Source organism: Nonomuraea rhizosphaerae (genome assembly GCF_019396405.1).
GTDB lineage: Bacteria > Actinomycetota > Actinomycetes > Streptosporangiales > Streptosporangiaceae > Nonomuraea > Nonomuraea rhizosphaerae.
On record NZ_JAHKRL010000110.1, the window covers coordinates 1 to 7,302 of the forward strand.

Annotated in this window: 6 protein-coding genes; all 6 read left to right on the forward strand. The window is 72.0% G+C overall.

The genetic code is table 11. From position 1 onward, the window contains the following. Nucleotides 1-177 precede the first annotated feature (177 nt). Nucleotides 178-897: a ribonuclease III gene (gene rnc, locus KME77_RS05545; protein ID WP_308250562.1), complete on the forward strand. Its 720-nt coding sequence runs from the start codon at nt 178-180 to the stop codon at nt 895-897. A gap of 23 nt (nt 898-920) precedes the next feature. After that, nucleotides 921-1,775, forward strand: coding sequence for a bifunctional DNA-formamidopyrimidine glycosylase/DNA-(apurinic or apyrimidinic site) lyase (gene mutM, locus KME77_RS05550; RefSeq protein WP_219462600.1), 855 nt, complete (start codon nt 921-923; stop codon nt 1,773-1,775). Nucleotides 1,776-1,892: 117 nt separating this feature from the next. Beyond that, nucleotides 1,893-2,168, forward strand: coding sequence for an acylphosphatase (locus KME77_RS05555; RefSeq protein ID WP_219462603.1), 276 nt, complete (start codon nt 1,893-1,895; stop codon nt 2,166-2,168). Between the two features lie 190 nt (nt 2,169-2,358). Next, nucleotides 2,359-2,553: a hypothetical protein gene (locus KME77_RS05560; RefSeq protein WP_090938435.1), complete on the forward strand. Its 195-nt coding sequence runs from the start codon at nt 2,359-2,361 to the stop codon at nt 2,551-2,553. A gap of 193 nt (nt 2,554-2,746) precedes the next feature. Beyond that, complete coding sequence (locus tag KME77_RS05565; RefSeq protein ID WP_219462604.1) at nt 2,747-6,517, forward strand: SMC hinge domain-related protein; 3,771 nt, start codon at nt 2,747-2,749, stop codon at nt 6,515-6,517. 68 nt (nt 6,518-6,585) lie between these two features. Continuing rightward, nucleotides 6,586-7,302 (forward strand): signal recognition particle receptor subunit alpha (locus KME77_RS05570; protein WP_219462606.1); only part of this gene is annotated, 717 nt, incomplete at its 3' end.

A 7,302-nucleotide genomic window follows, 5' to 3' on the forward strand; every position in this document is an offset into this window, starting at 1 on the left:
TTGTGCCCCGGTCGGCGTTACCGTCTCAGATGCGTGCAGTGGCGGTTCGCCCGCGGCCGTGGTGGACGCCGGGGCTTCGTGTCCCCGACGCCCACCACGTTTTCGGGCATCTTCCGCGGCTGTCGCGCTTGGTGAAGATGTCCGAGGAGGAAGCACGTGGGCGCAGGTCCTAAGCCGGTGGCCGTCGAGGTCGCCAAAGACGAGCTGGAGCGGGTGCTGCTGGTCGGCCTCGGTCCCGACATCCTGGAGCGGGCGCTGACCCACCGCTCCTACGCGTACGAGAACGGCGGCCTGCCCACCAACGAGCGCCTGGAGTTCCTCGGCGACTCGGTGCTCGGCCTGGTCGTGACCGACACCCTCTACCGCAACCACCCCGACCTGCCCGAAGGCCAGCTGGCCAAGCTACGGGCCGCGGTGGTCAACATGCGCGCGCTCGCCGACGTGGCCCGCACCCTGGGCCTGGGCCGCTTCCTGCGGCTCGGCAGGGGCGAGGAGGGCACCGGCGGCCGCGACAAGTCCTCGATCCTGGCCGACACGCTGGAGGCGCTGATCGGCGCCGTCTACGTGGACAAGGGCCTCGACGAGGCGTTCCGTGTCGTGCACCTGCTGTTCGACCCGCTGATCGTGCGCTCGGCCTCGCTGGGCGCGGGCCTCGACTGGAAGACCTCCTTGCAGGAGCTCACCGCCTCCGAGGCGCTCGGCGTGCCCGAGTACCACGTCGAGGAGAGCGGCCCCGACCACGCCAAGTCGTTCACGGCCGAGGTGCGCGTGGGCGGCGAGTCGTACGGCTCGGGCAACGGGCGCAGCAAGAAGGAGGCCGAGCAGCAGGCGGCCGAGGCGGCGTGGACCCGGATCAGGGCCCGCCGTGAGCAGCGTGAGAGCCAGCCGGCGGGCTAGGGCCCGCCGGGGAGTGAGGTCAGGTGCCTGAGCTTCCCGAGGTCGAGGTCGTACGCCGAGGTCTGGCCGAATGGGTGGCCGGCCGGGAGATCGCCGCGGCCGAGGTGCTGCACCCGCGCGCCACGAGACGCCATCTGCCGGGCGGCGAGGAGTTCGGAGCCCGCCTGGCGGGCCGTGAGGTGCTGTCCGCGGAGCGCCGGGGCAAATACCTGTGGCTGCCGCTCTCCGGCGCCCAGGAGGCGCTCCTGGCCCATCTGGGGATGAGCGGGCAGCTTCTCGTGGTGCGGCCTGACTCGCCGCTGGAGAAGCACCTGCGCGTACGGATCAGCTTCGCCGACCAGGGGCCCGACCTGAGGTTCGTGGACCAGCGGACGTTCGGCCACGTCATGCTGACGCCGCTGGTGGAGGGCATCCCCGCGCCGATCGCGCACATCGCCCCGGACCCCTTCGAGAAGGCGTTCGACGACGCGCGCTTCGCTGTCAACCTCCGCCGGAAGAAAACCGAGATCAAACGGGCATTGCTCGATCAGTCGCTGATCAGCGGCGTCGGCAACATCTACGCCGACGAGGCGCTGTGGCTGGCCAAGCTCCACTGGGCGCGCCCGGCGAACACGCTCACCAAGCCCAAGATCGCCGAACTGCTGGCCGCGGTCCGCCAGGTCATGGCCTCGGCGTTGCAGCAGGGCGGCACGTCGTTCGACAGCCTGTACGTCAACGTCAACGGTGAGAGCGGCTACTTCGAGCGCTCGCTGGAGGCGTACGGCCGGCGCGACCAGCCCTGCTCCCGGTGCGGGACGCCGATCAGGCGCGACCCGTTCATGAACCGGTCCTCGTACAGCTGCCCGACCTGCCAGCGGCGGCCCCGGGTCACCGCCTAGGCCTGTTCGCGCACGTCACCGGCCCGTGCCCGCCTTCCCGCCGTACTCCGGCGGAGGTCCGGGGCGGGGGGCGGCGTGCTGCCGGTGCTCACCGGACGAGGACGAAGGAGGAGAAGCGTGGAGCAGGCGAGGCTCACGGCCTGGGTGAGGGGCAGGGTGCAGGGCGTCGGCTTCCGCTGGTGGACCCGGGCGCGAGCGCTCGAACTCGGTCTGTCAGGATGGGCAAGGAACACCGACGACGGCCGGGTGGAGGTCGTCGCCGAAGGGGATCGTGACGCGTGCGTCAAGCTCCTCGACCTGCTCAGGGGTTGCGACACGCCCGGCAGAGTCGATGGAGTGGTTGAACGGTGGAGCGAACCCCGAGGTAGTTTGAGTGGGTTTGTAGAACGATAAGGGGTTTCGCTAAACCGCCCAAATAGGGTATAGTTGTATGTCGGAAGTGCCCGCGGGTGGGTCTACACGGTTCGTTCGACTTGACCGCCCACACTGCCGGTGCGACTCTTGTTAGGTACCACGCGCACCCCTCCCGCGGAATAGAAGTGCGCGAACCAGTCTGGTCACTCAGCGTGGAGGACCCTTTACCATGGCGAAGGCTCTACTCGGCCACGTCGGCGGTCCTGACCCTCGAATGGTCTCGGAGATGCGCCGTCTGCAGCAGCGTATCCGGGATCTGGAGGCAGAACTCATCCGACTCCAGGCCACTAATGACGCTCTTGCGGCGCAAACCCGCGACGAGGCGCTCAGCCGTATGCAGGAGCGCGAGCCGGCACTCACCTGAGTGATCGGATCGCAAGACCCAGGGACGTCTCGGAGAGGCGTCCCTTGTTATTTGCGCAGGAAGATACTTGCGCAGGAAGTAGAAAAGCTTCATTTGCCCAGCTCCCGTCCCTGACGGACCGCACTGGCCCGCGATTGTCGGTGGGGACCAGTAGGCTTTCCCGCGAATGTCCGTCAGGGAGAGGGGGCTGGTCTTGTACCTGAAGACCCTCACCCTGCGCGGCTTCAAGTCCTTCGCCTCCGCGACCGCCCTGCGCTTCGAGCCCGGTATCACCTGCGTGGTCGGGCCCAACGGCTCCGGCAAGTCCAACGTCGTCGACGCCCTGGCCTGGGTCATGGGCGAGCACAGCGCCAAGTCGCTGCGCGGCGGCAAGATGGAGGACGTCATCTTCGCCGGCACCTCCTCCCGGCCGCCGCTCGGCCGCGCCGAGGTGACGCTGACCATCGACAACTCCGACGGCGCGCTGCCGATCGACTACACCGAGGTCACGATCAGCCGCCTGATGTTCAGGTCCGGCCAGAGCGAATACGCCATCAACGGCGACACCTGCCGCCTGCTCGACATCCAGGAGCTGCTGTCCGACTCGGGCATCGGCCGCGAGATGCACGTCATCGTCGGGCAGGGCCAGCTCGACGCCGTGCTCCACGCGGGCCCGGAAGACCGGCGGGCGTTCATCGAAGAGGCCGCGGGCGTGCTCAAGCACCGCAAGCGCAAGGAAAAGGCGCTGCGCAAGCTCGACGCGATGCAGGCCAACCTGACCCGTGTCCAAGACCTGGCCACCGAGCTGCGCCGCCAGCTCAAACCGCTCGGCCGCCAGGCGGAGATCGCCCGCAAGGCCGCCGTCATCCAGGCCGACCTGCGCGACGCCCGGCTGCGGCTGCTGGCCGACGACGTCTGCATCCTGCGCGCCACGCTGGAGCGCGAGGCCGCCGACGAGGCCGCGATCCTGACCAGGCGCACGACGGTGGAGCGGGAGCTGGCCGAGGGCCAGCAGCGCGAGGCGGCGCTGGAGGCGGCCGAGGCCGAGGCCCAGCCGCGCCTGTCCGCCGCCCAGGAGACCTACTTCCGCCTGTCGTCCCTGCGTGAGCGCACCTCCGGCCTCGAACAGCTCGCCGCCGAGCGGCACCGGCACGCCGTCGACGCCGCCTCCATCGAGCGGCGCGGGCGCGACCCCGAGGAGCTCGAACGTGAGGCCGCCGAGGCCCGCGAGCACGAGCTGGTGCTGCGGGCCGAGCTGGAGCACGCCCAGGAGCTGCTGGAGGAGTCCGTGCGGCGGCGCGCCGAGTCCGAGGCCGAGCTGAGCGCCGAGGAGCGGCGCCTCGCCATGGCCGCCCGCGCCGCCGCCGACCGCCGCGAGGGCCTGGCCAGGCTGCGCGGCCAGGTCGAGTCCGTGCGCAGCAGGGCCCGCGCGGCCGAGGAGGAGATCGGCCGGCTCACCCGCGCCGTGGCCGAGGCCGCCGGGCGCGAGAGCGTGGCCAGGGAAGACCTGGAGGCGCAGCGGCTGGAGGAGCCCGCCGTCGATCCGGCGCTCGCCGCCGAGCTGGCCACCGCGCAGGCGCTGGTCGAGGAGGCCGGCGCCGCCGCTGACGAGGCCCGGGCCGCCGTGGAGGAGGCCAAGTCGGCGCTCGACGCGCCGCGGGCCACCCTCCAGGCGGCCAGGTCAGGCGTCACCACGGCACGCGCCGCCGACCAGGAGGCCCAGCGGGCCGTGGCCGCGCTGCGGGCCCGCTGCGAGGCGCTGGAGCTGGGCCTGGCCAAGGGCGACGGCGGCGCGGCGCTGCTGGAGGCCGACCTGATGGGGGTGCTCGGGCCGCTGGCGGCCTCGATGCAGGTCACACCGGGGGCCGAGCCGGCGGTCGCGGCGGTGCTGGGGCCGGTGGCCGACGCGATCGCGGTCAGAAGCGTCGACACGGCGGTGGGGGCGCTGGAGCTGCTGCGCGGCAAGGAGGCGGGCCAGGCGACCCTGCTGGTGGCGAGCGGCCTCAACGGCGGTCCCAACTCCAACGGCGGTCCCAACTCCAACGGCGGCCCCAACTCCAATGGTGGCCCCGGCGGCGATCTCGGCGCGAACTTCGACAGGGGCGCCGCCTCGACGGGGCCCGCGCCCGACGGGAGCAGGTGGGCCGCCGCGCTGGTGACCGTGCCGCCGCACCTCAGGGCCGCGCTCGACCACGTACTCGCGAACGTCGTCGTCGTGGACGACCTCGACACGGCCCGCGCCGTCGTCCAGCGTCATCCCGGGCTGCGCGCCGTCACCAGGGGCGGCGACGTCGTCGGCGCCCACCTGGCCAGCGGCGGCTCCGAGGGCGGCACCTCGGTCCTCCAGGTGCGGGCGGCGCTCGACGACGCCCTCTCCGACCTGGAGGAGGCCGAGGGCAGGGCCGAGCAGACCGCGCTCGTCCTCGACGAGGCCGCCGCCGCCGAGCAGGCCGCGCAGGCGGCGCTGGAAGCGGCGCAGGCCCACGTCAACGAGGTCCAGACCGCGGCCGGCACCGCCCAGGCCGGGGTGAGCGCCGCCCAGAGCACACTCGACCAGGTCAGGGGCAGGCAGCGGGAGGCCGACCAGCGCAACGCCGCCGCCGCCAAGCGGCTGGCCCAGCTGGAGGCTGCCGCCGACGCCGCGCACGCCGAGGCCGAGCGGCTCGGCAAGAGCGTCACCGCCGCCGAGGAGTCCCGCGCCGAGGGCCAGGAGGAGCTGGCCGAGCTGGAGATCCGGCTGGCCGAGGCCGAATACTCCCAGGAGCTGGAGACCGAGCCCACCACCGAGACCCGCGACGACCTGGCCGAGGCCTGCCAGGTCGCCAGGCAGCGCGAGATGGAGACCCGCCTCCAGGTGCGCACCGCCGAGGAGCGGGTCAAGGGCATCGAGGGCCGCGCCGACGGCCTGATCCGGGCCGCCCAGCGCGAGCGCCAGGAGCGCGCCCAGGCCGCCGCCCAGCGGGCCAGGCGCCGGCAGCAGGCCGCCGTGGCCGAGGCCGTGAGCAAGGGCGCCAAGCAGGTCCTCAGGGCGCTGGCGACCTCCGTCCAGCTCGCCGCCCGCGAGCGCGACGAGGCCGACCTGGCCCGCGTCGCCATCGACGCCGAGCTCAAGCAGGTACGCGTGCACGTCCGCGAGCTGGGCCAGGAGCTGGACAAACTGGTCAACCGCGTCCACGGCAGCGAGGTCGCCCGCACCGAGCAGCGCCTCCGGCTCGAACAGCTCCAGCAGCGCGCCCTCGACGAGTTCGGCGTGGAGGCGGAGTCCCTGGTCGCCGAGTACGGTCCCGACGCGGAGGTCCCCGGTGACCCGCCCGTCCCGTACGTGCGCGAGGAGCAGGAGAAGCGCGCCAGGATCGCCGAGCGGCAGATGACCCAGCTCGGCAAGGTCAACCCGCTGGCGCTGGAGGAGTTCGCGGCGCTGGAGGAGCGGCACGCCTTCCTCAACTCCCAGCTCGAAGACCTCAAGAAGACCCGGCGCGACCTGCTGCTGGTGGTCAAGGAGGTGGACGACAGGGTGGAGCAGATGTTCGCCTCCGCGTACGAGGACGTGGCGCGGGAGTTCGAGCAGATCTTCACCCGGGTCTTCCCCGGCGGCGACGGGCGGCTGGTGCTGACCGAGCCCACCGACATGCTGACCACCGGCATCGAGGTCGAGGCGAGACCGCCGGGCAAGAAGGTCAAGCGGCTGTCGCTGCTGTCGGGCGGCGAGCGGTCGCTGACGGCGGTGGCGTTCCTGATCTCCATCTTCAAGGCGCGGCCGTCGCCGTTCTACGTGATGGACGAGGTCGAGGCCGCTCTCGACGACACCAACACGCAGCGGCTGCTGAGGCTGTTCGAGGAGCTGCGGCAGAGCTCCCAGCTGATCGTCATCACCCACAACAAGCGCACGATGGAGATCGCCGACGCCCTCTACGGCGTGTCGATGCGGGGTGACGGCGTCACCCAGGTGGTCAGCCAGCGCCTCAGGGAGCGCGAGTCCGCCTGACCCCCGAGGGCGGTGTCGCGGTGGTGCCGTTCCGCAGCATCTCGTTCTATCTGGAAAACTGACATCTTGTGGATGGTTATCTCGTCGTCATCGTGATCGTGGTCGCCGTCGCCCTGGTGGCGGCCGGCGGCCTGTTCTTCCTTTTCCGGCCTGGTGGCAAGTCGGCGCCGCCGGTCGAGCCGCCCGAGACGCCCACGCTCCCCGAGCAGCGTCCGGCCCCCAGCGTGGAGGAGGGCGAGGGAGCGGCGACCACCACCGTCCCGCCGCCCGCCGAGCCCGTTGTCGTCACGCCCGAGATCGAGGTGCCGCCGCCGTCCGCCGGCCGGATGGTGCGGCTGCGCTCCAGGCTGGCCCGCTCGCAGAGCGCGTTCGGCCGCGGCCTGCTGGAACTGCTGTCGCGCGACCGTCTCGACGACGACGTGTGGGACGAGATCGAGGAGAGCCTGATCACGGCCGACGTCGGCGTGGCGCCGACCCGCGCCATGGTCGAGGAGCTGCGCACGAAGGTCAAGGTGCTCGGCAGCCGCACGCCTGGAGAGGTGCGCTCCCTGCTGCGTGAGCAGCTGCTGGCGCAGGTCGACCCCGAGCTGGACCGTACGCTGCACGTCCAGAAGCACGGTGAGCGGCCCGCGGTCGTCCTGGTCGTCGGCGTCAACGGCACCGGCAAGACCACCACCACCGGCAAGCTCGCCCGCAGTCTCATCGGCGACGGCAAGACGGTCGTGCTGGGCGCGGCCGACACGTTCCGGGCGGCGGCCGCCGACCAGCTCCAGACCTGGGGCGAG

Bases quoted from the DNA above. Each gene is read 5' to 3' on its own strand.
- KME77_RS05560 (WP_090938435.1), top strand. From the start codon at position 2,359: ATGGCGAAGGCTCTACTCGGCCACGTCGGCGGTCCTGACCCTCGAATG.